Annotated in this window: 25 protein-coding genes and 1 pseudogene; 13 read left to right on the top strand and 13 right to left on the bottom strand. The window is 73.9% G+C overall.

Translation table 11 applies throughout. From position 1 onward, the window contains the following. The first annotated feature begins 80 nt into the window (after nt 1-80). Both PUR71_RS27225 and PUR71_RS27220 read left to right on the top strand, forming a co-directional pair. Nucleotides 81-491: a hypothetical protein gene (locus tag PUR71_RS27225; RefSeq protein WP_329929771.1), complete on the top strand. Its 411-nt coding sequence runs from the start codon at nt 81-83 to the stop codon at nt 489-491. Between the two features lie 107 nt (nt 492-598). After that, nucleotides 599-1,978: a pyridoxal-phosphate dependent enzyme gene (locus PUR71_RS27220; protein WP_329929770.1), complete on the top strand. Its 1,380-nt coding sequence runs from the start codon at nt 599-601 to the stop codon at nt 1,976-1,978. Nucleotides 1,979-2,102: 124 nt separating this feature from the next. Here PUR71_RS27220 and PUR71_RS27215 read toward each other — a convergent pair whose 3' ends face one another. Then, entirely contained in the window at nt 2,103-2,330 is a 228-nt protein-coding gene (locus PUR71_RS27215; protein WP_329929769.1) for a DUF6458 family protein, read from the bottom strand. Nucleotides 2,331-2,531: 201 nt separating this feature from the next. Here PUR71_RS27215 and PUR71_RS27210 point away from each other — a divergent pair, with 201 nt between their 5' ends. Continuing rightward, a complete protein-coding gene (locus PUR71_RS27210) occupies nt 2,532-3,707 on the top strand; it encodes a serine hydrolase domain-containing protein (protein ID WP_329929768.1) in 1,176 nt (391 codons plus the stop codon). A gap of 46 nt (nt 3,708-3,753) precedes the next feature. Here the strand turns inward: PUR71_RS27210 and PUR71_RS27205 are convergent, their stop codons facing one another. Continuing rightward, entirely contained in the window at nt 3,754-4,602 is an 849-nt protein-coding gene (locus PUR71_RS27205) for an alpha/beta fold hydrolase (protein WP_329929767.1), read from the bottom strand. A gap of 230 nt (nt 4,603-4,832) precedes the next feature. On the opposite strand from PUR71_RS27205, the gene PUR71_RS27200 reads away from it, so the two are divergent. Beyond that, a complete protein-coding gene (locus PUR71_RS27200) occupies nt 4,833-5,252 on the top strand; it encodes a hypothetical protein (RefSeq protein WP_329929766.1) in 420 nt (139 codons plus the stop codon). A gap of 133 nt (nt 5,253-5,385) precedes the next feature. Here the strand turns inward: PUR71_RS27200 and PUR71_RS41355 are convergent, their stop codons facing one another. Then, nucleotides 5,386-5,619, bottom strand: coding sequence for a hypothetical protein (locus PUR71_RS41355; protein ID WP_443077586.1), 234 nt, complete (start codon nt 5,617-5,619; stop codon nt 5,386-5,388). 65 nt (nt 5,620-5,684) lie between these two features. Between PUR71_RS41355 and PUR71_RS27190 the strand changes: the two genes are divergently transcribed. Both PUR71_RS27190 and PUR71_RS27185 read left to right on the top strand, forming a co-directional pair. Continuing rightward, nucleotides 5,685-6,323, top strand: a complete 639-nt coding sequence (locus PUR71_RS27190; protein ID WP_329929765.1) for an ATP-dependent Clp protease proteolytic subunit — start codon at nt 5,685-5,687, stop codon at nt 6,321-6,323. Nucleotide 6,324: 1 nt separating this feature from the next. Continuing rightward, the gene (locus tag PUR71_RS27185; RefSeq protein ID WP_329929764.1) at nt 6,325-6,927 is read left to right on the top strand and encodes a ClpP family protease; all 603 of its coding nucleotides are present in this window, start codon (nt 6,325-6,327) and stop codon (nt 6,925-6,927) included. An 84-nt stretch (nt 6,928-7,011) separates the two neighbouring features. On the opposite strand, the gene PUR71_RS27180 is transcribed toward PUR71_RS27185, so the two are convergent. After that, nucleotides 7,012-7,446 carry a helix-turn-helix domain-containing protein gene (locus tag PUR71_RS27180; protein WP_329929763.1) on the bottom strand — a complete coding sequence of 145 codons (435 nt, stop codon included), beginning with the start codon at nt 7,444-7,446 and terminating at the stop codon, nt 7,012-7,014. Nucleotides 7,447-7,594: 148 nt separating this feature from the next. Between PUR71_RS27180 and PUR71_RS27175 the strand changes: the two genes are divergently transcribed. Continuing rightward, nucleotides 7,595-7,912, top strand: a complete 318-nt coding sequence (locus tag PUR71_RS27175; RefSeq protein ID WP_329929762.1) for a WhiB family transcriptional regulator — start codon at nt 7,595-7,597, stop codon at nt 7,910-7,912. Between the two features lie 22 nt (nt 7,913-7,934). On the opposite strand, the gene PUR71_RS27170 is transcribed toward PUR71_RS27175, so the two are convergent. Both PUR71_RS27170 and PUR71_RS27165 read right to left on the bottom strand, forming a co-directional pair. After that, a complete protein-coding gene (locus tag PUR71_RS27170; RefSeq protein ID WP_329929761.1) occupies nt 7,935-8,693 on the bottom strand; it encodes an alpha/beta fold hydrolase in 759 nt (252 codons plus the stop codon). A 441-nt stretch (nt 8,694-9,134) separates the two neighbouring features. Beyond that, the gene (locus PUR71_RS27165) at nt 9,135-10,187 is read right to left on the bottom strand and encodes a BTAD domain-containing putative transcriptional regulator (RefSeq protein ID WP_329929760.1); all 1,053 of its coding nucleotides are present in this window, start codon (nt 10,185-10,187) and stop codon (nt 9,135-9,137) included. 282 nt (nt 10,188-10,469) lie between these two features. On the opposite strand from PUR71_RS27165, the gene PUR71_RS27160 reads away from it, so the two are divergent. After that, nucleotides 10,470-10,625, top strand: coding sequence for a hypothetical protein (locus PUR71_RS27160; RefSeq protein ID WP_329929759.1), 156 nt, complete (start codon nt 10,470-10,472; stop codon nt 10,623-10,625). Between the two features lie 177 nt (nt 10,626-10,802). On the opposite strand, the gene PUR71_RS27155 is transcribed toward PUR71_RS27160, so the two are convergent. Further along, nucleotides 10,803-12,296 carry an amidase gene (locus PUR71_RS27155; RefSeq protein ID WP_329929921.1) on the bottom strand — a complete coding sequence of 498 codons (1,494 nt, stop codon included), beginning with the start codon at nt 12,294-12,296 and terminating at the stop codon, nt 10,803-10,805. Between the two features lie 317 nt (nt 12,297-12,613). After that, nucleotides 12,614-14,146, bottom strand: a complete 1,533-nt coding sequence (locus PUR71_RS27150; protein WP_329929758.1) for an APC family permease — start codon at nt 14,144-14,146, stop codon at nt 12,614-12,616. 96 nt (nt 14,147-14,242) lie between these two features. Between PUR71_RS27150 and PUR71_RS27145 the strand changes: the two genes are divergently transcribed. Beyond that, entirely contained in the window at nt 14,243-14,872 is a 630-nt protein-coding gene (locus PUR71_RS27145) for a TetR/AcrR family transcriptional regulator (RefSeq protein ID WP_329929757.1), read from the top strand. 65 nt (nt 14,873-14,937) lie between these two features. On the opposite strand, the gene PUR71_RS27140 is transcribed toward PUR71_RS27145, so the two are convergent. From PUR71_RS27140 to PUR71_RS27130, 3 genes are all read right to left on the bottom strand, one after another. Continuing rightward, nucleotides 14,938-15,636, bottom strand: coding sequence for a hypothetical protein (locus tag PUR71_RS27140; protein ID WP_329929756.1), 699 nt, complete (start codon nt 15,634-15,636; stop codon nt 14,938-14,940). 114 nt (nt 15,637-15,750) lie between these two features. Continuing rightward, nucleotides 15,751-16,311 carry a hypothetical protein gene (locus PUR71_RS27135; protein WP_329929755.1) on the bottom strand — a complete coding sequence of 187 codons (561 nt, stop codon included), beginning with the start codon at nt 16,309-16,311 and terminating at the stop codon, nt 15,751-15,753. 77 nt (nt 16,312-16,388) lie between these two features. After that, nucleotides 16,389-16,895 (bottom strand): diadenosine tetraphosphate hydrolase, encoded by a 507-nt coding sequence (locus PUR71_RS27130; RefSeq protein WP_329929754.1) that lies wholly within the window; start codon nt 16,893-16,895, stop codon nt 16,389-16,391. Between the two features lie 772 nt (nt 16,896-17,667). Between PUR71_RS27130 and PUR71_RS27125 the strand changes: the two genes are divergently transcribed. The 3 genes from PUR71_RS27125 to PUR71_RS27115 all read left to right on the top strand — a co-directional run bounded on the left by PUR71_RS27125 (nt 17,668) and on the right by PUR71_RS27115 (nt 21,513). Next, nucleotides 17,668-18,804 (top strand): carboxylate-amine ligase, encoded by a 1,137-nt coding sequence (locus PUR71_RS27125; RefSeq protein WP_329929753.1) that lies wholly within the window; start codon nt 17,668-17,670, stop codon nt 18,802-18,804. A gap of 121 nt (nt 18,805-18,925) precedes the next feature. After that, nucleotides 18,926-20,605: a PP2C family protein-serine/threonine phosphatase gene (locus PUR71_RS27120; RefSeq protein WP_329929752.1), complete on the top strand. Its 1,680-nt coding sequence runs from the start codon at nt 18,926-18,928 to the stop codon at nt 20,603-20,605. A gap of 230 nt (nt 20,606-20,835) precedes the next feature. Beyond that, nucleotides 20,836-21,513 carry a DUF1062 domain-containing protein gene (locus PUR71_RS27115; RefSeq protein WP_329929751.1) on the top strand — a complete coding sequence of 226 codons (678 nt, stop codon included), beginning with the start codon at nt 20,836-20,838 and terminating at the stop codon, nt 21,511-21,513. 65 nt (nt 21,514-21,578) lie between these two features. Here the strand turns inward: PUR71_RS27115 and PUR71_RS27110 are convergent, their stop codons facing one another. Continuing rightward, complete coding sequence (locus tag PUR71_RS27110; protein ID WP_329929750.1) at nt 21,579-22,730, bottom strand: citrate synthase/methylcitrate synthase; 1,152 nt, start codon at nt 22,728-22,730, stop codon at nt 21,579-21,581. A gap of 172 nt (nt 22,731-22,902) precedes the next feature. On the opposite strand from PUR71_RS27110, the gene PUR71_RS27105 reads away from it, so the two are divergent. Continuing rightward, complete coding sequence (locus PUR71_RS27105; protein WP_329929749.1) at nt 22,903-24,144, top strand: citrate synthase; 1,242 nt, start codon at nt 22,903-22,905, stop codon at nt 24,142-24,144. A gap of 79 nt (nt 24,145-24,223) precedes the next feature. Here the strand turns inward: PUR71_RS27105 and PUR71_RS27100 are convergent. Beyond that, nucleotides 24,224-24,714, bottom strand: a pseudogene (locus tag PUR71_RS27100) (IS630 family transposase); the annotation flags it as partial. Nucleotides 24,715-24,874: the final 160 nt, after the last annotated feature.

Genomic DNA, 24,874 nt, shown 5'->3' with positions numbered 1-24,874 from the left:
GTCGGCGGTGCTACTTTGAACGCGTTCAACTATCTTGAACGCGGTCAAAGCATTCTGGGGGGTGGATGATGGCCGGATCGTTGGCCTCGCACTACGCCGAGCCGCGGCCGTGGGGGCTCGCCGCGTGTGCCGGTGCGTCGTGGCTGGTCTACGCGGTCGCGTACCTGACGGGTCATGCGGGAGCCGATGGGCAGACCCTCGCCCGGTGGTGCCTGGCGGGATTCAGCACGCTGATTCCGCTCGGAGTGCCGGGGCGCTGGGGCTTCCGCGTGGCCTGTCTCGTCATCGGCTGGCTGCAGTTCGGCCTGGAGCTCCTGGTTTCCCTTCCGTGGCTCCTGGCTCCGCTGCCCGTCCTGGTGGGGTTCTTCCCGTCCGGCCTCGTGCTGCTGCTCGCGGGCCGGAAGAACGGCGGTCCGATCGGCAAGGCGATCGGTGGTCTGCTGAGCCTGGCCCCGATCGTGCTCTTCTTCACGGTCTGGGGCGGCAAGTGACCGACCCCGCCCCCGGACCCGTCTACGGGGGCGCGGGCGTGGGCAGGCTCGGACCTGTCCGCCCACGGTGACCCGGTCGCACGTCGACCCGGATGAAGGAGCGCATGATGACCGCAGTGCACGAGTCCGTCCTCGACGCGATCGGCGGGACGCCGCTGTTCCGCCTCGCGCGGCTGGGGGCCGGGATCGGCGCGCCGATCTACGCCAAGGCCGAGTTCCTCAACATCGGCGGGAGCGTCAAGGACCGTGCCGCGCTGTCGATGATCCTGGCCGCCGAGCGCGCGGGGCTGCTGGCGCCCGGCGGGACGATCGTCGAGGCGACGTCCGGGAACACCGGCATCGGGCTCGCCATCGTGGGCCGGCGGCGGGGGTACCGGGTGATCGCCGGGGTGTCGGACAAGTCGGCGCCCGAGAAGTCGGACATCCTGCGGGCGTACGGGGCCGAGGTGGTGCTCGCGACGACCTCCGTGCCGCAGGAGGATCCGCGGCACCTGTTCAACGTGGTGCGCCGGCTCACCGAGGAGATCCCCGGGGCCTGGCTCGCCAACCAGTACGACAACCCGGCCAATCCGGACGCCCACGTGCGGACCACCGGTCCCGAGATCTGGGAGCAGACCGGCGGCCGGGTGACCCATTTCGTCGCGGGTGTGGGCACCGGCGGCACCGTCACCGGCACCGGCGGGTACCTCAAGGAGGCGTCCGGCGGCACGGTGACGGTCATCGGCGCGGACCCGGAGTCCTCGTCGTACGGGGGCGGAGACGGCAGCCCGTGGTTCGTCGAGAGCATCGGCCACTTCCTCCACCCCGAGACGGTCGAGGACCGCTGGCCGCAGGCCTACCGCTCGGAGGTGATCGACCGGTTCGAGCGGATCCCGGACCGCGAATCGCTGCTGACGGCCCGCCGGCTCGCGCGCGAGGAGGGCATCCTGGCCGGCCCGTCGTCCGGGACGGCGGTGGCGGCGGCGCTGCGGGTGGCGCGCGAGCTGGGGCCGGACGACCTGGTCGTGGTGCTGCTGCCGGACTCGGGCCGCTCCTACCTGTCCAAGGTGCACAGCGACGGGTGGATGCGGCGCCTGGGCTTCCTGGAGGAGCCGGGACAGGAGGAGCTGCGGGCGGCCTTGGAGGCGGCCGGCCCGCTGGTGACGGTCGGCGCGGACGCGACGGTCGGCGAGGCGCTGGAGGCGCTGCGGGCCGTGCCGGCCGGCGTGGCCCCGGCCGTTCTGCCGCGGGCGGCGCGGCCTCACGGGGTGGTCGACGCGGAGGTGCTCGGCTCGGTGTCCCGGGAGGTGCTCCGCGCGGCGCTCGCGGACGGCGGCGCCGGCCCCGACGACCCGGTGCGCCCGCTGCTCGGCCCGGCCCTGCCGACCGTCGGCGTCGGGCAGCCGGCCGCCGAGGCGCGGGCCGCGCTGGCGGGCGGGCACGCGGCGGTGGTGGTGCTCGTGGACGGGAGGGCGGCCGGGGTGCTGACGAAGGCGGAGCTGGCCTGACGGTCCTGAGGGCGGCGCGGGACGTGCCGGCGCGTGACCGAGCGGGCGGTGAGGCGGGGGACGCCGCCGCCGTCATCGTCGATCACGCCCCGGGACGGCTCCCCGCCCGGCGCGGCGGATCCGCTCAGGGCTCGTCGTAGTAGCGCCGTTCCTCGACGATCTCGTCGGCCCCGGCCCGGCCCGTGAAGCGGCGGCGCTTGTAGACGCTCGCGTAGGTGACCAGGCCGAGCAGGCCCGCGGCCATCAGGATCCAGCCCACGACGTGCACGTTCATCCCGGACAGGTGCCAGTCGACCCCGAAGGCCAGCACCGCGCCGAGGGCGAACAGGAGGATGCAGCCGCCGATGCCCATGGTCTCCACTCCTTTGCGGTCGGAATGGACTGCGGCTACCCCCAAGACGGCGGATGACACGGACCGTTGTCACATCGCACCCGCCGGGCGGATGGGGGCTGGCCCCCGTATCCATTCGGGTGGTAGCCGGTTGGGCAAGCGGTGGGCCGGCGCGGCACGCTGGGCGTGAACGGGGAACGAACACCACGAACAGGGGAAACGATGAGGGCACGTACGGGTACGGCGGCGCTGTGGGCGGGCGTGTGCGCGGCGGCGGTCACGGGGCTGCTCCCGGCGACGGCGGTCGCAGCGCCCCGGGCGGGAGCCTCCGCACCGCCCGCCGGCCTCGCCGAGGGTGTCGGGCAGGCGGTCGCGGACGGCTTCCCGGGAGTGCTGGCCTACGCCAGGGACGGGGAGCGGGAGGCGCGGGTGGCGGCCGGCGTCGCGGACCTCGCGACCGGCGAGCCGGCCCGGCCGGACCAGCGGTTCAGGATCGCCAGCAACACCAAGTCGTTCGTGTCGACGGTGCTCCTGCAACTGGAGGGGGAGGGGAGGCTGTCCCTGGACGACAGCGTCGAGACGTGGCTGCCCGGCGTGGTCGACGGGAACGGGAACGACGGCTCGGCCATCACCGTCCGACACCTGCTCAACCACACCGCGGGCCTTTACGACCCCACCACCGAGCGGGAGTTCTTCGCCCCCTACCTGGAACGCCACGACCGGGACCACGTCTACACCCCGCGCGAGGTGGTCGCCCGCGCCGTGCAGCACAAGCCGCTGTTGGCTCCCGGATCCGGCTGGTCCTACTCCAACACCAACTACCTCGTCGCCGGCCTGGTCATCGAAGCGGTCACCCACCACAGCGCCCCCGCCGAGATCCACCGGCGGATCCTCGCCCCGCTCGGCCTCGACGACACCACCTTCCCGCTCACCGATCCGGCCGTCCACGGCCCGCACCTGCACGGGTACGACTTCAAGCACCAGGACATGACCCGCTTCAGCCCGTCCTACGACTGGACGGCCGGCGCCATGATCTCCACCGTCAACGACCTGGCCCACTTCCACCGGGCGCTGTTCGGCGGGGAGCTGCTGCGCCCCGCCCAGCAGCGCGAACTCCTCACCACGGTGACGTTCCCCGACGCACCGGCGTACGGACTCGGCGTGCAGCACATGGACGTGCGGTGCGGCGAGGCGACGGACGCCAGGACCGTCGCCGCCTGGGAGACCGACGGCGGCGGGCCCGGCTTCACGAGCGTCGCGCTCACCACCGCTGACGGTCAGCGCCAACTGGTCCTCGTCGGCAACCTCTACGACATCGGCGCCGACCTGAAGGGAGAGCCGCCCGTTCCGCTGAGCAAGGGGATGGTGCAGGCGCAACGGGCAGCCCTGTGCGGCTGAGGCGAGGTCATCCGCGGGCAGGTGCCCGTCGACGCCGCCGTTCCGGTCAGCCCGCGAGGTGCTCCAGGAGGAGGGGCATGACGCGGTCGGCGTCGGCTTCCGGGAGCCAGTGGGTGGCGCCTTCCAGGGGGACGAAACGGTAGGGCGCGCTCACGTGCTTGGCCGTCAGTTCGGCGGCGTCGCGGCCCAGGGCCATGTCCTCGGTGCCCCAGATGTAGAGCGTGCGGACGGTGATCTTCCCGGCGGGGACGCGGAGTTCGTCGTTGATCGCCCGGTACCAGTTGAGGCCGGCCGTCAGGGCGCCGGGCTCGGTGAGGCGGCGGACGTTGGATTCGATGAGCTCCTCCGTCAGCGCCCCCCGGTAGAGGGTGTGCAGGCGGGCGGCGTCGTCGGCGAGCATCCCCTGCTCGGCGACGTGGCCCGGCTGGCGGAAGAGCCGGACGTACTGCGAGCGTTCGCGCTGGTCGCTGCCGTTGTTCATGGCCTCGTAGAGCGCCTCGGGGTGGGGCGTGGCCAGGACGGTCAGGCTGAGGAGCCGCTCGGGGTGGGCGGAGGCCAGCGCCCAGGCGACGAGGCCGCCCCAGTCGTGGGCGACCAGGTGGAAGCGCGGCGCGCCCAGGGCGTCGGCGAAGCCGAGGGCGTCCGCGACGAGGTGCTCGACGGCGTAGTCGGCGATGTCCTCGGGGCGGGCGTCGGGGGAGTAGCCGCGCTGGTCGACGGCGACGGCGCGGTAGCCGGCGGCGGCCAGGGCGATCAGCTCGTCGGTCCAGCAGTCCGCGAACTCGGGGAAACCGTGCAGCAGCAGGACGAGTTCACCGTCGGCGGGCCCGGCGGCGAGGGCGTCGAAGGTGTGGGGGCCGACGGTCAGCCGGGTGGGGGTCGGTGCGGCGGTCATGAGGTGAGCTCCTGTCGTCGGTGCGTCAACAGAACGATCAGATCACAGGGTTGGCGGGGCGAAGGGGCAGGGGGTGGGTCGCCCGGAGACCATTGCCGTCTGTTACAAGGCGGTGACGTTTCGCCCACAACCGACCGGCGCGGGCGCGGCGTCCGTATACATGACAGGGCCCGCACCGCACCGGACACCGCGGTCGGGCCGGAGCCACCTCCCTCGGAAGAGGTGTACCCGTGATCGTCTCCAAGCGGAACTCCCTGCGCCTGGCCGCCGTGACCGCGGTCAGCGTGCTCTCCATCGGCCTGGCGGGTACCGCCATGGCCGCCACCCCGGCCACCCCGGCCACCCCGGCCGCGCAGCCCGTCGCCGCCGCGGCCGCCCAGGCCGGCATCACGGCCAAGCCGTCGGTGTCGTCCGTCCGTGCCTGGGAGCTGTTCCGGGTCAACGGCACGACCACCGGCCTCAAGCCGGGCACCAAGGTGACCCTGCAGCAGAAGCAGCACGGCACGTGGGTCACCCTGCCCGCGTCCGTCAACACCAACGGCAAGGGCTCCTACTCGCTCGGGGTGAAGCTCGGCATCAAGGGCCTGAACGAGCTGCGCATCGTCAGCGGGAGCACCGCGTCGCCCGTGTTCACCGTGACCGTGGGCTGATCGGCGCTCGCGCTCGCGGTCGCCCGGTCCTCATCAACTGCCGGGGTGGCTGTTGATTCCCGACCGGGGGACACCCGTAGGACGGCGGCCGGCCCCCACCTCGACGAGGTGGGGGCCGGCCGCCGTCCTACGGTCAGCGGAACGCGGCGACGTTCCGGGCGGCCCAGTCGGCGAACGGGCGCGGCGCGCGGCCGAGGACCCGCCGGACGTCGGGGCTGATCCGCAGTTCGGCCGGGAGGTCGGCGAGCCGCTGGCCGACCTGTTCGACCGCATCACGCGTCGCCTGCCCCCGCGCGACACCGAGTAGGCCGAGCGCCGTCCGCCCGGCCTCTGCCCGCGGCGAATCTGCGGCGGGCAGAGAAATCACCTCCGGAGGTCTCCGGCGGTCGAGAGTGGAGGGGACAAGCACCCCCGCTCCTTCGAGGAGACCTGATGACTCCACTCGCCACCCTCCTGCCCCGCGCGGAGGAGGGAGACACCCCGCCCAGCCGGTTCGACGACCACCTCGCGGCGCAGCTGCTCGCCCAGCGGATCGTCCTGCTGGGCACGCAGGTCGACGACGTGTCGGCCAACCGGGTCTGCGCACAGCTGCTGCTGCTCTCGGCGGAGGATCCGCGCACCGACATCTGCCTGTACATCAACAGCCCCGGCGGGTCGGTCACCGCGGGGCTCGCCATCTTCGACACGATGCGCCTCATCCCGAACGACGTCTCGACGCTGGCGATGGGGTTCGCCGCCAGCATGGGGCAGTTCCTGCTCACCGTCGGCGCGGCCGGAAAGCGGTTCGCGCTGCCGAACGCGCGGATCATGATGCACCAGCCGTCGGCGGGCATCGGGGGTTCCACCTCGGACATCGAGATCCAGGCGGAGAACCTCCTGTTCACCAAGAAGACGATCGAGCGGATCACCGCCGAGCACACCGGCCAGACCGAGGAGACGATCGCCCGCGACGGCGACCGGGACCGCTGGTTCACGGCGGAACAGGCCAGGGAGTACGGAATCGTGGACCGGGTGGTGGAGTCGCTCACCGACATCCGCCCGGCCTCGTCGCGTCGACGGATGGGGCTGTGACATGGGGTCGTACACGGTTCCGTACGTGATCGAGCGCACCGCGCAGGGCGAGCGGTCCTACGACGTCTTCAGTCGGTTGCTGAACGAGCGGATCATCTTCCTCGGCACCGAGATCGACGACGGCGTCGCCAACGTGGTGATCGCGCAGCTCCTGCACCTGGAGTCGGAGAACCCGGAGCGTGAGATCTCCATCTACCTCAACTCGCCCGGCGGATCGTTCACTTCGCTGATGGCGATCTACGACACGATGACGTTCGTGCAGGCGCCGATCTCCACGTTCTGCGTCGGCCAGGCGGCGTCCACGGCGGCGGTGCTGCTGGCCGGCGGGGATCCCGGACGGCGGTTCGTGCTCCAGCACGCGCGGGTGCTGCTCGGCCAGCCGGCCAGCGGCGGGCGGCAGGGGACGGTCTCGGACCTCAGCCTCGCGGCCAAGGAGATGGTGCGCATCCGCGCGCAGGTGGAGGAGGTCCTGTCCCGGCACACGCACCACGACGTGGCCACGCTGCGCGCGGACATGGACCGGGAGAAGGTGCTCACCGCAGAGGAGGCCGTCGCGTACGGGATCGCCGACGAGGTGCTGAGCCGACGGCTCGCGTTCGCCTGAGCCGCGGGCCGCGGGGCCGCGGCCGGACACACAGGCACGGGCACGGCGGCCGGTACTACAGGGGTGTACCGGCCGCCGGTCCGGTCAGGCCACGAGGCAGAGACCGTCGTACCGCGACTGCGCGGTGGGCGACTTCCGGCCGAGCCGGCTGGTCCGGGCGTGCCGGGCGAGGTCGTCCTGGGCGAGCGAGAGCAGGTCGCCGAGGCCCAGTCCGAGCGCGCGGGCGGCGGCCGCGAGCACCTCGGAGGAGGCCTCCTTGCGTCCTCGCTCCAGCTCCGACAGGTACGGCATCGAGATCCGGGCCTCGTCGGCGACGTCCTTCAGCGTGCGCTCCTGCGCGAGCCGCTCGCGCCGCAGCACGTCGCCGACGAGGTCGCGCCACAGCGGTTCCTTCGGCTCGGGCGGCTGCGGCACACCGGACGGGCGCTGCGGGGCACCGGCCGACCCGCCGGAGCCGGCCGGCGCGGTCTTCGGGCGCAGGGGGATGACGCGGGCTTCGTTCGGCGCATGAGTGCTCACCCCTCCAGCCTATGGATCCCGGGCACGAGGGGAAGGGTGTGGCGTTCTGCCCTGGGTGAAGCCCGGTCAACGCACGCCTGGGCATGTCCGCCGCGAATCGGGATAGACGAGCGGGCGGAACCCACTGCTCGCTCGGAAGGAGCCCCTCGTGGCCGACATCACCCGCCTCCCCGGAGCGTTCGAGCACCGCTGGTCCTGGCAGCTCCGGGGCGCCTGCCGCACCGTCGACAGCAGCGTCTTCTTCCACCCCGTCAACGAACGCGGCGCGGCGGCGAAGCAGCGTGAGGAGGAGGCCAAGTCGGTGTGTGCCCGCTGCCCCGTCCTCGCGGAGTGCCGTCGGTACGCCATGGAGGTCCGCGAGCCCTACGGGGTGTGGGGCGGCCTGACCGAGGACGAACGCCGCACCCTCATCGCCCGCCGCCGCTCCCGCCGCACCGTTGCCGCCTGGCGCGAGCTCGCCGGGTGAGGCTTCCCCGAGGGGAGCCGCGCTACCGCGCTCCGGCGCTCTCCGCGAGGAATCCGATCAGCACCCGCGTCACCTCGTCCGGGCGTTCCAGGTTCGGCAGGTGGCCGGCCCAGGGCAGTTCGAGGTGGCGGGCGTCCGGGAGCCGGAGGGGCAGGGCGGCCGCGATCTCGCGGAAGTCCGGCAGGTCGTGCGCACCGGAGACGGCCAGCGTGGGGGCGGTGATCCGGGTGAGGTCGACCTCCTCGCGGTCCGGTCCGCCCGTGGCCTGCGCCTGCACCTCGAAGGCACGCTGCTGCATCCGCCGGACGCTCGCGCGGGCTTCCTCGTCCGCCTCCGGTCCCAGCCACGTCGAGACGTTCAGTTCGACGGCCGCCGCCACGTCGCCGGACTCGATCAGCTCGTCCTCGCGCGCACCGAAGGCGCGCAGCGCCGCACTGGGCTCGTGGCCGGGCATGCCCGCCCCCAACAGGGCCAGCGCGGACACGGCGTCCGGGCGCAGCGCGGCCACCGTGAGTGCGATCCGTCCGCCGTAGGAGGCGCCGACCAACGCGGCTGACTCGATGCCGAGGTGGTCCAGCAGGGCGAGGACGTCCGCGGCGTCGCTGTACGGGCCGTCCGCCAGCGGGGAGTCGCCGAAGCCGCGGAAGTCGCACCGCACCACCCGGTACCCCGCGTCGGCCAGCGGCTGCCACTGGGCGTCCCACATCCGCCGGTCACACACGGAGGAGTGGAGCAGCAGTACGGCGGGTCCTGTCCCGGTCACGTCATGAGAGATGATCATCTGTCGGATCGTAGCGATGTGCCCGGCGTTCTCCAATCGGGTGTCCACCCGTACCGTCGGCGGTGATGGTCCCGGCGGGCCCGCGGCGGGGGCGGCAGCCCTCAGCGCTGCCACCCCCGTTGGCTTCTCGGCACCCGGATGGTGGTTCATTGAGCCAAACCCCACCATGGGCTGAAAGGGGGTGTGGATCCGCGCGAGGTCCGGTGGGGGTTCGGTGAGCGTTCCGCCGTGCGGGGCGGGCGGGTTCAGTCCGCGAGGGCCTCGTCAGGCTGACGCCGCACCCCGCCCCACTCCGCCGGGTTCCGGCCATGCCCCGGGTCGGCACCGGACGTCAGGTCGGCGATCGACGCGATATCCGCTCGCGCAGGAACCGGCCCGGCCGGTTCGGTTCGTCCCGTGCTTCGGGTGTCCCGCTCACGGCTCTCCTCCTGTGGTGCCACCTCAGGTCCTCGGGGCCCCGCTCAGCATCGCCCGCCGGGTGCGGCGCAGCAACTCGCCCGGAGCCACCCCCAGTTCCTCGCGCAGGCGGCGGTGGGTGCGGTCGAAGACGGCCAGTGCCTCGGCCGGCCGGCCGCCCTGATGCAGGGCGCGCATCAGGAGCGCGACGACCTGCTCGTCGAGCGGGTGCGCCGCGGCGAGGGCGGACAGTTCGGCGGTCGCCTCGGCGGTCCGGCCCAGCCGCAGCTGCCACCCCGCCTTGCGCTGCGCCAGGGTGATGCGGTGTTCGGTCAGCCGAAGCCGCTCGAGTTCGGCGAACCGCTCGGGCAGGCCGGCCAGGGGCTCGCCGTAGAAGAGGTCCAGCGCCCGGGAGCAGGCGCGGACCGCCTCGGCCAGGTCGCCGGCCCGCTCGGCCCTGGTCGCGGCGGCGGCCAGCTCCTCGGCGTGGGCCACGTCGACCTCGACCGCGCTGCGGTTGAGCCGGTAGCCGGCCTGCTCCCGTTCGATCACCGGGTCCGCGCCGGCCCCGTGTCCGGTGCACAGGATCTTGCGCAGCCGGTAGATGTAGACCGGCACGACGTTGCCGATCGGCGGCTCCGTCCCCCAGATCCGGTCCAGCAGTTCGGGCGTGCCCACCGCCCGGCCCGGCCGCAGGGCCAGGGCGGCGAGCACGGCCTGCTGGCGCACCGGCCCCAGGGGGACGGGCCGCCCGGCCTGCCAGGCCCGCGGCGGGCCGAGCAGGGAGATCCGCACCCCAGCCCCGGGCGCGCGGTCCGCCACCCCGCGGACGGTGGTCCGTGACGGTGCGTCGGCCGCCTTCCTGCGCGGGCCGTGGCCGGGCTGCACCAGGCCGCAGTCGAAGGCGTGGACGATGGCGGCGGCGCGGTCGCGGAGCCGGAGCGTGGCCAGGATCCGGCCGAGGTGGCCGGCCACGGCGCGTTCCGGGATGGCGAGCGAGGCGGCGATCTCGGCGTCCGTCAGGCCGCAGCCGATGGCGTACAGGACGTCGCGCTGGCGGGGGTCGAGTGCGGGGGCGGCGGGCGGGCTCGGCGGCATGGCTGCTCCGTGGTCTGGGTCCCCGGTGGGGCGAACGGCTTCGCGGCTCCTCGGCTCCTGCCGAGGCCTCGATGCTGTTCCGGGGGTCGGCCGGGGAACAGGACGGGCGGGCGGCCATATCTGGCCGGTCGTGCGCACCACCTCTCACCTGGGGGAACGTGGGCCCGCGACGGTGCGGGCGGCCGCATTCACGGCGATTTCATCGCCCCTCCCTAACGTCACGCCGTCGGTGTTCAACGGCGGCGCGGTCTTCCGCTCCGCCACCTTCGGGAAGGAGTCGCTGTGTCCGAGTTGCTGCACAAGCTCGTCGGCGCGGCCATCGCGGGCGGCCTGATCGGTCTCGCGGGCTATCTGGGCGCGAGGCGCCGTCAGAGGCAGGCGGCCAGGTCGGCGCAGAGCGCTCCGGCCCAGGGCCGCAGCGATCGCGGGACGACCTGAGCCGGGCGGACCGTCAGCCCAGGAGCCGGCGATCAGCTCGGGCTCCACGCCGGGACGGCCGCTGAGCTCGTCCCCGTCCGCCCCGGACGGCGCCCGCCCCCGGTTCGGGCGGGGGCGGGCCGCTCGCTGTCAGGACGTCAGCACGTCAGGACGTCAGCGCGTCAGCGCGTCAGCGCGTCAGGAGGCCGGGAGGCGCGGGGTGCGCGGCGGTTCCGTGCGGCGCTGCCCGGTCTTCTCGAAGGCCGCGGCGAGCCGGAGCAGCGCGGTGTCGCCGTAGGCGCGGCCCGCGAAGGTCAGCCCGACGGGCATGCCGGTGTCGGTCATCGTGCCCATCGGCACGGTCACCGTCGGGATGCCGAGGTGGCGGGGGACGAGGTTGCCGTTCGCGACCCACACGCCGTTGCGCCAGCCCAGGTCGGCGGAGGCCTCGTTCACGTCCATGTCGGCCGGGCCGACGTCGGCGGCCGTCGGGAAGACCACGGCGTCCAGGCCGAGTCCGTCCATCCACTCCTCCAGGTCGATCCTGCGGGTCTCCTCGAGCCCGCGCAGCCCCTCTTCGAGCAGCGGGATGTCGGTGAAGGACGCGTACGGGCGCTCGCGCACGAAGCGGGGGTAGTCGCCGATCGAGTCGTCGAAGCCGTCGTAGCGGCAGGGGAGTTCGCCGGGGTGCTTGGGGAAGATGCGGGCGCCGTCGACGCCGGCGAGGGACGGGAGCGCGGGGTCGCCGTTGGCGCGCAGGAAGTCGTCCCAGGCCCAGGCGGAGAGGTCCTCGATCTCGACGGTGAGGAAGTCGCGGCCGACGAGGCCCCGGGTGAACAGGGAGGGCGCGCCGGGGCGGTCGGACTCGTAGTTGGTCACCACGGGGAAGTCGACCTCGACGACCTCGGCGCCGGCGGCCTCCAGGTCGCGGCGGGCGGCCTCCCACAGGGCGATGACGGAGGCGCGCGTGTCGATCCGCTGCCCGGTCCGGCCGCCGATGCCGCCCTCCGGGTTGGTGCCCGCGTCGGGGTCGGCGTTGATGTACATCCCGGGCACGCCGACGCGCTTGCCGGCCAGCGTCTCGTGCGCCGTCGCCGTGTCCGCGGGGGCCAGGGCGGGGTAGGAGTCCGGTCGCACCTCGGACGGCGCGGGGAGCGGCACCCAGGGCTGGGCGCGCCACAGGTCGCCGCGGGTGTCCGGGTCGTCGGCGACGATGACGTCGAGCAGTTCGAGCAGGTCGGCCATGGTGCGGGCGTGCGGGACGACGACGTCCATGGTCGGCACGAGCGGCCAGTTGCCGCGCACCGAGATCACGCCGCGGCTGGGCGTGTAGGCGCACAGGGCGTTGTTCGAGGCGGGCGCCCGGCCCGAGGACCAGGTCTCCTCGCCGAGGCCGAACGCGCCGAACGAGGCCGCGGTGGCGGTGCCGGAGCCGTTGGAGGAGCCGGAACCGTAGGCGCTGGTGAGCCAGTCGGCGCTGTACGGGCTCTCGGCGCGGCCGTAGACGCCGCGCTGCATGCCGCCGTTGGCCATCGGCGGCATGTTGGTCAGGCCGATGAGGACGGCGCCGGCGGCGCGCAGCCGCTCGATGGCGAAGGCGTCGCGCTGGGCGACGAGGTGCTGGAACGCCGGTGAACCGGCGGCGGCGGTCAGGCCCTTGGCGAGGTAGCTGTCCTTCGCGGTGTAGGGGATGCCGTCGAGCGGGCCGAGTGTCTCGCCGCGCGCGGCGGGCGTCGGAGGCCTCGGCGTCGGCGCGGGCGTCGGGGTTCATGACGACGAGGGAGTTGAGCGCGGTGGGGGTGCCGGGCCGGTCGTAGGCCTCGATCCGGGCGAGGTAGGCGTCGAGCAGGCCGACCGAGGTGGCCTCGCCCTTCTCCAGTGCCGCACGCAGCTCGGCGATGCCGGTCTCGACGACGTCGAACGGGTGGGTCATGCGGGTGTCTCCAGGGTGGTGCGGTCGGACGGTCCGGGGCGCTCGGCCCCGGAGGCCGCTCGGGGTGGTCGCGGTACTACAGGATGGCAGGCGCCAGTTCGTCGGTGGACGGACGGTCCTGGTCGGGGTGGGCCATGCGGCGGTCGGGGCGGCGCGCCAGCAGGTAGGCGAGGCCGGCGAGGGTGACGGTGCCGACGCCGAGCGGTGCCGCCCAGACCTGGTACCAGGGCGCTCCGGCCGGGGCGAGGATTGCGCGCGGCCAGCAGATGTTGACGACCTCGAAGCCGGTCCACAGCACGGCGAGGACGTTGAGCGGGGTGCCGAGGCGCCCGTAGCCGACGGCTCCGGCCGGCTTCCAGGTGCCGCGCAGACGGGCGGTCAGGGCGACGAGGGTGAGCAGGAAGAAGGGCACGAACGTGGCGGCGCTGCCGAAGGTGATCAGGCTGCCGATGGCCGAGGTGCTCAGGCCGAGCGGCAGCGCGGCGCAGCTGACCACCGTGGCGGCGACGAGGCCGCCGATCGGCGCCTTGTGCCGGTTGATCCGGCGGACCTGGCGGGAGAAGGGGAAGACGTCGTCGCGGGCGAGGGAGTAGAGGCCGCGGGCGGCGCCGCCCTGGGAGGCCATCAGACAGGCGGTGAAGCTGATCAGGACGACGAGGACGAAGGGCTTGTCGGCCCAGCCGCCGAAGGCGTGGGTGACGGCGGTGGTGACCGGGTCGAGGTCGGTGACCGCGACGACGGCGGCCGGGTCGGGGTGGGCGAGCTGGACCGAGACCGCGTTGAGGATGACGACGAGTCCGACGCTGAGCAGCGACCACCACATGGCGCGGGGGACCTGCCGGGCCGCGTCCTTGGTCTCCTCGGCGGTCGACACGCAGGCGTCGAAGCCGATGAACGCCCAGCCGGCGACGGCCACGGCGGCGAGCAGGGCACCGGTGTCGCTGATCCCCAGCCCCTTCGGCGCGTCGAGGAAGTCGGTGAGCAGGGAGAAGCCGTGCCGGCGGAAGACCAGCAGCAGGGTGAACCCGACCAGGACGGAGGCGACGGCCTCGGCGGCGATGCCCAGGCTGACGAACCAGCGCAGGAAGTCGATGCCGTAGGCGTTGACCAGGGTGCAGAAGAGCAGGAAGCCGGCCGAGACGAGCACCTGCTCGGTGGGCGTCGGGGCGGCCCCGAACAGCGCGAAGAGCCACGGCGAGGCGAGGTAGGCGACCGTGGTGTTGCCGAACATCACGGCGAACTGCCACATCCAGCCGCTCAGCCAGGCGAAGGCCGGTCTGGACAGGCGTCTGCTCCACTGGTAGGCGCCGCCGGCCAGCGGCCACTGCGAGGCGAGCTCGGAGTAGACGGCGACGACCAGGCACTGCCCGAGCAGGCACAGCGGCAGCGCCCAGACCCAGGCCCCGCCCGCGACGCTCATGCCGACCTGCACGGCGGCGTACAGCCCGACGACCGGGGAGACGACGGCGAAGCCCATGGAGATGGTGCCGAGCACGCTCAGGCTGCGGCGCAGCTCCTGCTGGTAGCCGAGTGCGGCGAGCCGGTCGGCGTCGGTGCCCGCGTCCGTGCTCACGGGTGGGGTGGGGTCGGTGGGGGTGTTCTCGGCCACGGGCGGCGCCCTCCAGATAAAACTAACTTAGTTAGCGACGGCTGTTGGTCTGGCACCATAGCCCCTGGACGGGGACGGCGGAAGAGGGGATTTTCGGTGGGTCGACCGAGCAGGGCGTTGCTCACCCGCGAGCGCATCGCGGCCGCCGCGCTCCAGGTGGTGGACGAGGAAGGTGCCGACGGGCTGACCATGCGCGCGCTGGCGGACCGGCTCGGGGTCAAGGCGGCGTCGCTCTACAACCACATCGAGAGCAAGGAATCACTGGTCGACGCGGTCTCCGGGCTGGTCAACGACGAGATCGACCACGGGCCGCTCGCCGACGCCGACTGGCGGGCCGGTCTCGCCGCGTACGCGCGCGGCTACCGCGCCGTCTTCCTGCGGCACCCGAACGCGATCGCGCTGCTCGCCCGCCGCCGCGTCGAGGCGGACAGCGCCCTGCGCGGCTACGACGCGCTGCTCGCGCTCCTGGGCAGGGCCGGCCTCGGCCCCGCGGACGCGGCGGAGGTCGCCGCGGCACTGGACTACCTGGTCCTGGGCTCGGCGATGGAGACGTTCACCGCCGGCTTCGCCCGGGAACCGGCCGCCTACCGGCCGGAGTACCCGGCGCTCGCGGACGCCCTGGACGGCTCCTTCGCCCGCGGCGGGGGCGCGACGGGCCTCGACGACCGCGGGTTCGAACTGGGCCTCGGTCTGCTCCTCGACGGCGTGGCGCGCCGGACGGAGTAGGGCGGGCCGTTCGGAACGGGTGGGGGCACCGGGCGGTGGGCCCGGTGCCGGGGCCCCGGACCGGATCAGGCGGTGGGCAGGCCGTTCGCCATCTCCCGGAAGCGGGCGGACGGGCGCATCATGCCGTTGTCGCCGACGTTCAGGTTCTCCAGCCAGCCGTCCCGGTACCAGAAGATCGACGAGGTCAGCGGGGCCGGGTCGTTGATCTGGAGCTGCTTGGACAGGTCGATCATGAAGCGGATCGCGTTCAGCGACGAGCCGGTGCGGATCGGCGCCGCGCAGAACGCGTTGTTCGTCGGCAGGGTGACCAGCGCGCCCTGGGGCAGCTCCACCCCGCCCAGGGCCCGCTCCAGGCGCAGCGCCTGGGCGGCGCCGGGCCACGCCCCCGTCCCGTTGACGGCGTAGAGGACGTCGCCGTTGGTCGCGTTGAAGGTCTGCCGGTTGAGCTGCTCGGTGGCCAGGTTGGCGAAGGCCCGCTCCCAGAGCTCGGCCCGGCTGACGCTCCACTGGTCGGCGGCGTGCTCGGCTATCGAGAGGGCGTCGGTCTTCCCGCCCCGCTTCCCGCCGTTGACGCACAGGACGAGCGACAGCTCGTCGTCGACCTGGCGGGCCATCGGGTCCGGGCCCAGGGCGCGGGTCGGGGCGAACAGCAGTCGCAGCCGGTCCCGGACCTCGAAGACCGAGATCTCGGCCAGTGCCTTGCACGGGCCGTGCTGGTCGCAGAGCGGCTTCGGAAGGTTCTTGCGATTGCCGAACAGCGGCATGGGTGGCTCCCCGGATCGACGTGGTGGTGGGACCAAGGTCACAGCATCCCACGGGAGTTCACCGTCGTCCGGTGGATCATCGGAATCCCGGGCCGGCCCGTCGGCCGGCCGCGCTCACCTGGTGATGTCGCCGTCCGGTACGTCCCGGACGGTGACCGTCCCGCGCGGCTGTCCCAGGAGCCTGGCCACCACGTCGCCGATCCCCTTGGCGTCGCCCGTCGGTCCGGGCGCCGCCCCGTCGGTGTACTGCTCGACGGCCTTCTCGAAGTACGAGGGGTTCCAGGCCCCGACGGCCCCGCTGACGTCGACGGCCCGCACCGGCCGGCCGCCGACGGCGCGCCTGATGGCCGGCAGGACCTCGTCCGAGCGGTACTTGCCCGGCACCTGGAACAGGCTCGCGTGGCCGCCGACCTTTCCGCCGTCCCGCAGGTAGACGGTGACGACCAGACAGCTCGTCACCGACGGGTAGAGGATCGTGCCCTTCGGGCCCACCTGGGCGACCTCGCCCTCGGTGATCGAGACGCCGGTCGCCGCCGGCTGCGCGCTCGCGGGCACGGACACGGTGGGGGCCGCCACGGCGTCGCCGGCGCCTGCCGCGCAGGTCGCCAGGACCAGTGCCGCACCGGCGGCCAGACCGACCTTGCGCACGTACCGCTCGGACACCACGAACCTCATGACCCCACACCCCGGGAAACCTTGACGCACCCGCGATCACGGGCAGCGACACATGCTCCCGAGTACGAACGATTCCGTCAACTCGCGGACGTGTGAGGGCCCGCAGGAGTGGCGGCCGACAGGGCGTCGAGTTCGTGGCCGATGGTTGCGCGCAGGGCGTCGTGCTCCGGACCGAGCGCGGTCGCGGGATCGCGCCAGTTGTCCCGCGGGTACAACCACACGGGGAGGCGGACGAGTTCCGGACTCTCCCACGCGAAACGGGGCCACACGTGCGCGTGCAGGAAGCCGTCGGTGTTGCCGAGGATCTCCAGGTTCACCCGCCGGAACTCCGGGTCCAGGCGCCGGCAGGCCCGCTCCACGGCCTCGCCCAGGCGGTCCATGTCCGCGAGGAAGGCCGTCCGTTTGCTCCGCGGGAGGTCGGACAGGCGCTCCACGCCCGGCTCGTCCACCAGGAGGACCGAGTACCCCGGCAGGAACTGCACGTCGCCGATCACCGCGAAGCCGGCGTCGAGCCGCCGGAGCACGGTGGGGTTCGCGCCTTTCAAGGCGCTGCCGATCCTGTCGTCCCGCCAGTCCTCAACCATGACCGGGCACCTTACCCATCCCGCTGCGGCGGCGTTGACCGGATGTGGACGCGCGACTGCTCGACTCGGGGTCATGGAGGTGCTCGCCGACACCTGGCGCGCCGTGCCCGTCCGGGCCGGTCCCGGCCTCGGCTGACTCGAGGCCGGGACCTCGACGAGCTGGCCCGCGGCGCGGGCGAGGCGGTGGCGACGCGCTTCCCGGCGCCGCGGCCGGCCGGCCTGCCCCTCGTCCGGCGCGCTTCGACACGGCCGCTGGGGGCCGGAGTCGGACCGGGACCCGGCAGCGGGCCCGGCAGCGGGCCGGGCGCCGGACGGGGATCGGGGCGGGGTGCGGGCGGCGGCTGCGGGTCGGGACCGGGCCGGGGCGGCGCCGGCGGAACCGGGTCCGGACCTCCGGGCGTCGGGACCGGGCCGGGCAGCGGCCCCGGAGAAGGCCCCGGTCCCGGGGCCGGGGTGGGGTTGGGCGGCACCGGATCATTCGGCGGCGTTCCCATGGTCGGCACTCCCGTTCGTATCCGTCGGCGCGTGAACGGCCCGGGCGGCTGGTCGGGCCGCTCGGGCCGGATTCCGTGCGGGGCCTCGTCTCGGGGACGGGGCCGCCCCGCGTCTTCCCCGGCCCGCGAAGGGCAAACGGTCACGGCGCGAGGTCGGCGTGCTTGCGACGGGTCCATGGGCGGCGCCTGCCCGGCCGCCCGGGAGGGAAACGGGGGCCTTCCGGCAGCCCTTGCGCCGGTCGGCGGTTCGGCGCGTGCGCGGCGGGTAGCCGTGCGGCGTGCTCACCATCGGCGTGGAGGAGGAGTACGTCCTCATCGATCCGGCCACCGGCGTGCCCGTGGCGCGTGCGGCCGACGTCCAGGCGGCCGCGGGCCGGCAACGCGCCCTGACCGCGGGCGAGGTCCAACGGGAGCTCAGCCAGGCCCAGATCGAGGTGGCGACCCCGGTGTGCCACACCCTCGACGAGGTCGGCGGGCACCTGCTGCGCCTGCGCCACTGCCTCGCGCAGGCCGCCCGGGGGTGCGGGTGCCGGCTGGCGGCGACCGGTTCCGTGCCCTTCACGGACCGTCTGGGCGTGCCGGTCACCCCCAGTCCCCGCTACCTGAGGCTCCGGCGCGCCGCACCGGCCCTGGTCGACGAGCAACTGATCAACGGCATGCACGTCCACGTCGGCGTCCCGGACCGCCCCACGGGGGTGCGGGTGATGAACGGTCTGCGGCCCTGGCTTCCCGTCCTGACCGCGCTCGCCGCGAACTCGCCGTTGTGGCACGGCCGGGACACCGGTTTCGCCAGCTGGCGCACCGTCGTCAACAACCGGTGGCCGGCCTCGGGCCCGCCGCCCGAGTTCGCCGGCGCCGCCGACTACGACCGCCGCATCCACGCCCTCGTGGACCGGGGGCTGATCGCGGACACCGGACAGCTGTACTGGCAGGTCCGGCTGTCCGAGCGGTACCCGACGGTGGAGGTCCGTGCCATGGACGTGCAGCTCACCGTCGACGAGGCGGTCCTGCTCGCGGGGCTCGTCCGGGGCCTGTGCGCCCGCGCCGTCACGGCCGCGCAGCGGCCGTTCCCCGAGCCCGAGGACTCGGGGTCCGGGGCTGCCGAGCCGTCCGGACCGCCCGAGCACCTCCAGCCCGAGCACCTCCAGGCCGCGGTCTGGCACGCCGCCCGGCACGGGACGACCGGCGTGCTGCACGCCCCGCTCACCGGCCGCCCGGCGCCGGCGCGGCAGGTGGCCGCGGCCCTGCTCGCCCGGGTCGACGAAGCGCTGGCGGCCACCGGGGACCGCGACCGGGCCGCGTTCCTGCTCGAACGCCTCCACCGGGACGGCAACGGCGCCGTCCGGCAGCGGCGGGCCCTTCGCCGCGGGGGCCGGGCCGCGTTGATCGCCCTGATCGTCGACGAGACCGCCTGACCCGCACGGCGCCGGCCCCGGGACGCCCCGTCGCTCCTGCGCCCCGATGACGTCCTGCGGTACCCTTTCCGACCTCTCCGTCCGATGTGCGTGTCCGTCCGACGCGTGAAGGGTGCACCCCGTGTTAGAGCAGGAGCCGGCGCCGGTCGCGCCGTCACCCGTGGCGCCGGACCTCGGCGACCTCGGCGGCTACGTCGTCGACGGCGCCGGGCGGATCGTCGCCGCGAACGACCGGGCCCTACGGCTGCTGCGCCTGAACCGTGCGGACGTGCTCGGCCGCGACCACCACGACCTGCTGCACCGCGGCCCGGACGGGAGCACCGGCCCGCGGGCGCAGTGCCCGCTCATGGACGCGGTCCTGTCCCGCGCCGCGTGCAGCGGCTCGGCCGTGTTCTTCCAGCGCGGCGACGGCCGGCTGCTGCCCGTGCACTGGACCGCCACCCCGGCTCCCGGGGAGGACGGCACGGCGACGCTGGTGCTGTTCCACCCGAGCGCGGACGACGTGACGGTCCGGGCCCCGGGCTCGCTGTCGGAGCTCGAACGGCTCGCGCTGCTCGCCGAGACCACCACGTCGCTGACGTCCACCATGAACGAGGGGGAGACCCTCGACCGGCTGGCGGGGCTGGTCCTGCCGCGCCTGGCCGACTGGGTCGTGGTCGACCTCGTCGACGACGCCGGCGACGTCCGGCGCGCCCGGGTGGTCGAGTGCCGGCCCGGCGGGGCGGTCCGGCACCCGGAGCTGGAGGGGCCGATCCCCGCGGTCACGGCGCGGTCGCAGCTGCCGCTGTCGCGTGCCCTGCGCGGCGGCGCCGCCTCGCTGGCCGGTCCGCAGCTCTACCGGGGAGAGCCCGACTCCGGCATCGCCGTCGTCCAGCGCGAACTGTTCGCGGCCACCGGGATGCACTCGGCGGCCATCGCCCCGATCCGCGGGGCCCGGGAGGTCCTCGGCGCCCTCACACTGGGGCGCGGCGGCAACCCCGTGCCGTTCGCCACCCGGGACCTGTCGCTGCTGGAGGACATCACCCGCCGCGCGGGGCTGGCGATCTCCAACTCGCGCCTGTACCAGCGCCAGCGCCGGGTCGCCGAGACGATGCAGCGCCACCTGCTGCCCCGCCTCCCCGACGTGCCCGGGGTGGAACTGCACGCCGCCTACGAGTCCGCGCCGGACGCCTCCCAGGTCGGGGGCGACTGGTACGACGCATTCGGCCTGCCCGACGGTGCCACGGCCCTGGTCGTCGGCGACGTCGTGGGCCACGACCTCGAAGCCGCTGCGGGCATGGCGCAGCTGCGCAACATGCTGCGCGCCCTCGCCTGGTCCCACCGGCACCGGCCCAGCGGCGCGGTCGACCGGCTCGATCACGCCATGGGCCGCCTCGCCGACCCGACCACGGCCACCGTGCTCCTGGGCCACCTCGTTCCGGAGCCGGACGAGGGCTGGACGTGGACCTGGACGAACGCCGGCCACCCGCCGCCCCTGCTCGTGACGTCCGACGGGCGGACCGAGTACCTCGACGCCCAGCGCGGACTGCTCCTCGGTACCGGTGTGCCCGTCACCCGCGGCGACGCCTCCGTGCGGCTGACGCCGGGCTCCACCCTCCTGCTCTACACCGACGGCCTGGTCGAATCCCGGGCCGACGGCATCGAACCCGGCCTCACCCGGCTGCGGCGCCACGCCGCCGCGCTCGCGCACCACGCCCTCGGCTCCTTCTGCGACCGCCTGCTGGAGCGGGTCCGTCCCCCGGACAACGACGACGACGTCGCCCTCCTGGCCGTGCGCGTCCCCGGCCGCCCGGACCGCTGACCGTCCGAAGGAAAACCGGTTGCCGGACGGGTGCGGCATCGCTCAGGATCGGGCGCATGGACAAGTAGCGGTTGCCACGTAGCTGTCACCAACCCGTCGCGCGGGTTGGCCCCCCGGCCTGACCACTCGGCCTCGGGGCCACGACCCGCGCCCACGTGTGCATCCGTCATGTCCGGGACCTGCGGCTCGGCCTGCCCGTGCTCCCGGTCGTCCTGAAAGCAAGCACTGTCATGAATACGAACCGCAAGGCCCTGTGGGCCGTGCGTCAGTCCGCCCTGCCCACCGTCGTCCGGCCCTGCCCGGACTGTTCCGGTGCGCGGCACCGGGCTTCGGGGAAGATCCGGGTCAACGCGAGCGGGAAGCTGCTCGACGTCTGGCTGCTCCTGAGCTGCGCGTCGTGCGACCGGACCTCGAAGGTGCCCGTCCACGAACGCGTCCACGTGTCGTCGCTCGAACCCGCCCGCCTGGTGGCGTTCGAGAACAACGACCCCGGCGTGGTCCGGGAGTTGACGATGAGCGCGTCGCTCGCGACGAAGCACGGGTACCGCCTCGACTGGACGGGCACGTCGGAGGTCGAGACGCGTACGCCCCTCTACGCCCTCGACGACCCCACGCCGCTCACGGTGCTGGTCCGCTTCGACCTGCCCGCGCCGGTCCGCGTCGAGCGGCTGCTCATGCTCGGGCTCGGCCTGAGCCGTGGTGCGGTGCGGGGGATGGTCCGGGACGGCCGCGTCCACCTGCCGTTCGCGCTGGACGCCAAGGCGCACCGGGACTTCGACCTCACCGTCCACGGGCCCGGTTCCGTCGATGCCGCGAGGCAACCGAGGCCCGTCGACGCGGAGGTGAGTTTCGTCGGCATGCCTGAATCGCCTCATCAATCGCCGCGCTCCGCGGCGGCCGGCGCCTAGGGACGACGCGGGCGGGGCCTCCCGGAGTGACCAAGAGGCCCCGCCCGCCGGCCCAACGCGCCGCTTCAGGCCGTCGGCAGCGGCTGCGGCGCCGACGGCCCGGTGTAGCGGGCGGCCGGGCGGATGATCTTGGGGTCGGCGGCCTGCTCCAGGATGTTGGCGCTCCAGCCGATCGCCCGGGCCGCGGCGAAGGTGGGGGTGAACATCTCCCGCGGCAGGCCGCACAGGTGCATCACCACGCCCGCGTAGAACTCGACGTTGGTGTGGAGCTCACGGCCCGGCTTCAGTTCGGCCAGGATCGCCTCGACCCGGGCCTCCACCTGGACGGCGAGGTCGACCAGCTCCCCGCCGAAGGACTCGGCGACGCCGCGCAGCATGCGGGAGCGGGGGTCCTCGGTGCGGTAGACGGCGTGGCCGAAGCCCATGATCCGGTCGCCGGCGAGCACGTGCTCGCGGATCCAGCCGTCGATCCGCTCCGGGGTGCCGATCGCGTCCAGGGTGTCGAGGGCGCGGCTCGGCGCCCCGCCGTGCAGCGGCCCGGAGAGCGCGCCGAGGCCGCCGACCAGGCAGGCGACGAGGTCGGCACCGGTGGAGGCGATCACGCGGGCGGTGAAGGTCGAGGCGTTGAAGCCGTGGTCGACGGTGGAGATCAGGTACTGCTCGATCGCCCTGGCCTTGGCCGGCTCGGGTTCCTCGCCGGTCAGCATGTAGAGGTAGTTGGCCGCGTAGCCGAGGTCGTCGCGCGGCTCTATCGGCTGCTCGCCCTGCTGCAGCCGCTGGAGCGCGGTGAGGATGGTGGGGACGAGCGCGGTGGCGAACAGCGCGTCCTCGACCCGCTGCTCGGGCGCGGTGTCGTAGAGCGGCCGGACGCCCCGGTCGGCCGCGGCGACCGTGAGCGCGGCGCCGAGCGCGCCGAGCGGGCCGCCGTGCGCGGTGCTCGTCGCCAGCGCGGGCAGGAGCGGGCGCAGTGCGTCGGGCAGGCGGCGCAGCGGGGTGGTGCGGGCGAGGAAGGCGGCGCGGCCGGGCGCGTCGGGCAGTGCGCCGAGGAGCATCAGGTGCCAGACGTCCTCCAGGGTGCGCTGTTCGGCGAGGTCGATCGCCGAGTACTGGCGGTAGCGGTAGAAGCCCTCCAGTCCGCGGACGTCGCCGAGTTCGGTCTCGGTGACCACGACGCCCTTGAGGCCGCGGGGGACCTCGATCTCGGTGGTGTTCGGCATGGCAGTGGCCCTTCTCGTGCGACTTCGTGCGTGTTTCCGACGACGTTCTGTACTCTCCGACTGTTGATCCATGTTGTCAACGTTGATTGAAATCAATGTGGAATACTGTGGATCGTCATCACGACGTGCGAACACGGGGCACAGGTACCCGACCGGAGGACGAGGGCAGACCATGGCCGAACGCCTGACCACCCAGCAGGTCGCCGAGCGGCTCGGCGTCAAGGTGGAGACGGTGTACGCCTACGCCAGCCGCGGGCAGCTCAGCAGTGAGCGCGCCCCGGGCGGCAAGGGCAGCACCTTCGACGCCCGCGAGGTGGCCGAGCTGGCCGCCCGGGGCCGCCGGGCTCCGGTGCGCCCGGCGGCGGGTGGAGCGTCCGCCGCGTCGTGGGGGAGCGAACCGGTCACGGTGCGGACGGGGCTGACGCTGATCGAGGACGGCCGGCTGTACTACCGCGGCCGGGACGCCGTCGAGCTGGCCTCCCGGTGCGGGTTCGAGGCCGCGATCGGCTGGCTCTGGGGACTGGGCGCCGACGCCCCGGTGGAGCTGCGGGTGCCGCCCGCCACGGCCGAGGCGCTGGCCCGCGCCGCCGCCGCGCTGCCCGACGGGATCCGGCTGCCCGATCGGCTCCGGATCTCGGCCACCGTCGCCGCCGCGCTCGACCCGCTGCGCTTCGACCTGCGCGAGCAGACCGTCCACGCCGCCGGGGCGGCGCTGATCGCCGGGATGGTCGAGGCGCTGCCGCGCACCGCGCCCGATCCCGCCCCGGGCCCCGACGCTTCGCTGGCCGCACGGCTGTGGAGCCGCCTGGCCACGGCGGCGTCCACACCGCGGGCACTGGCCTGCCTGGACCGCGCCCTGGTCCTGCTGATCGACCACGAGCTGGCGGTCTCCACCGTGGCGGCCCGGCTGGCGGCGTCGGCGCGGGCCCATCCCTACGCCGTGGTCTCCGCCGGGCTCGGCGCCACCGACGGCCCGCTGCACGGCGCGGCCAGCCCGCTCGCGCACCGGATGCTGGCCGAGGTGCTGGCCGGCGGTGCCGTGCCGGTGGTCTCCGACTACCTGCGCACGGGCCGGCCGATCCCCGGGCTCGGCCACCGCCTGTACCCCGAGGGTGACCCCCGCGCGGTCGCGCTGCTGGACGCGGTCCGTCACCTCGACGGCGGTGCGGCCGTGGTGGCGGCCGTCGCCGAGGTGGAGGCGGCCGCGGGCCCGGCCGGGCGGCCGGAGCTGCGGGCCAACATCGACCTCGCCCTGGCCGCCATGGCCCTGACGGCGGGGTTCCCGGCGGAGGCGGGCGAGGTGGTCTTCGCGGTGGCCCGCACCCCGGGCTGGCTGGCCCACGCGGTGGAGGAGTACCGCGAGGAGCCGCTGCGCATGCGGGCCCGGGCGGGTTACGTCGGGCCGCGCCCGTAGGAGCGTCATCGGCGGCGTCGGCCGCGGGTGCTGTAGGACCTCGAAGCGGGCCGGACGACCGGCGAACACGCCCTCGATCCTCGTCGGCGGTCTTGGTCCAGGTGAAGGGCCGGGGGTTGTCGTTCCAGGTCGTGATCCAGGCCTTGATGTCGTCCTCCAGGGCCTGGACGGAGGTGTGGACGCCGCGGCGGATGAGTTTGTCGGTCAGCTCAGCAGGCCGAACCAGCGCTCGACCTGGTTGAGCCAGGAGGAGCCGGTCGGAGTGAAGTGGACATGGAAGCGCGGGTGTTTGGCGAGCCAGGTCCGGATCTCGGCGGTGTTGTGGGTGGCGTAGTTGTCACACACCAGATGCACGTCGAGTTCGCGCGGGACGGCCTTGTCTATGGTGACCAGGAACTTCCTGAACTCGATGGCCCGGTGGCGGCGATGGAGTTCGCCGATGACGGTGCCGTCGGCGATGTCGAAGGCGGCGAACAGGCTGGTGATGCCGTGCCGCAGGTAGTCGTGGGTGCGTCGCTCGGGCATGCCCGGCATCATCGGCAGCACGGGCTGGGAGCGGTCCAGCGCTTGCTTAACTTCTGGCGCAGGACACTAGTAGGGCTTGGTCAGGTCTGTTTTCGTGTGGGTATGTCGCGGTGGCAGGTGGGGCAGGCGCCGGCCCAGGTCGCCAGAAGGATCTGGAGCTCGCGGACGACTTGGTAGAGGCTCAGGCCGGCCCCGCGTCTTTTGG

Source organism: Streptomyces sp. SP17BM10 (genome assembly GCF_036322405.1).
Lineage (GTDB): Bacteria > Actinomycetota > Actinomycetes > Streptomycetales > Streptomycetaceae > Kitasatospora.
The sequence above is the reverse complement of the archived record's forward strand: the minus strand, read 5'-3'. Positions and strand labels throughout refer to the sequence as shown.